Raw genomic sequence first — 910 nt, 5'->3', positions numbered from 1 at the left:
GCGGGCAGGGCCGGGCGGGGCCGGACCGCGGGCAGGGCCGCGGGCGGGGCCGGGCGCGGTGGCCAGGGCTCGCTCCAGCCGGCCGTGCCCCTCCCCCGGGTAATAACGCCGGAAGGCACGCTCAGGTGGGTTTCGGTGCGTGGGCCGGGCATGGCAGGCCCGTTCAGGCGGGTCTGGACCTCGTGGCGGACCTGGGCCGGCGCGTGCTCGCATCCGGAGCAAACCCGTTGCCCCCACATCGGTGCTCCCGTAGGGTGCGCGAGTCGTCGTGGTGGAGAGGCGGTTCGTGACGTGACGCCCAGGGCGGTGACGCGGGAGCAGTTGGCGGGTGCGGCACGGGCCGCGCTGGGCGGCGGGCGGCGGCTGGAGACGATCGAGCGGGTCACGGGCGGCAGTAAGAAGGGCGTCTACCGCCTGGTGATGGACGACGCGACCACGGCGATCGCCTACCTGTGGGATGACGCGGAGAACCACTGGCCGGCGGTCGAGGGCGATGACGACCTCACCGATCCGTTCTCACCCGGCCTCGGGCTCGGTCTGTTCCAGGCCGCGCACGCGCGACTGGACGCGCTTGGCGTCCGCGTCCCGGCGATCCGTCTCGTCGACGGTGACGGCGCCCACAGCCCGGCGGACCTTGCGATCGTTGAGGACCTTCGCGGGGAGAACCTCGAGGAGTTGCTCGTACGCGACCGGCGCGCGGCTGCTCCGGTCATGGCCCGGCTCGCGGAATCGCTGCGGGCGATGCGGGGCCACCGGGCACCGGCGTACGGCAGCCGTGGTCGACGGAGGAGGAACGTCGCGAGGCACGTCGTGCGAGGGGACGGTTCTCGACCGTGCGCGGCGGGACCTCGCCGAGGCGGCCTCGCGCCTCGATGACGGCATGTCGGCCGTACCTCGGCGAGGAGCGCCG

Annotated in this window: 1 protein-coding gene; it reads left to right on the top strand. The window is 74.3% G+C overall.

Features of this window, described 5'->3' with window-relative positions; translation table 11 throughout:
• Positions 1–291: 291 nt before the first annotated feature.
• The gene (locus ABD844_RS47500; protein WP_344894787.1) at positions 292–876 is read left to right on the top strand and encodes a hypothetical protein; all 585 of its coding nucleotides are present in this window, start codon (positions 292–294) and stop codon (positions 874–876) included.
• Positions 877–910: the final 34 nt, after the last annotated feature.

It is taken from the genome of Nonomuraea antimicrobica, assembly GCF_039536965.1.
GTDB lineage: Bacteria > Actinomycetota > Actinomycetes > Streptosporangiales > Streptosporangiaceae > Nonomuraea > Nonomuraea antimicrobica.
Note: the sequence above shows the minus strand (reverse complement) of the source record. Positions and strands in the feature narration are given on the sequence as shown.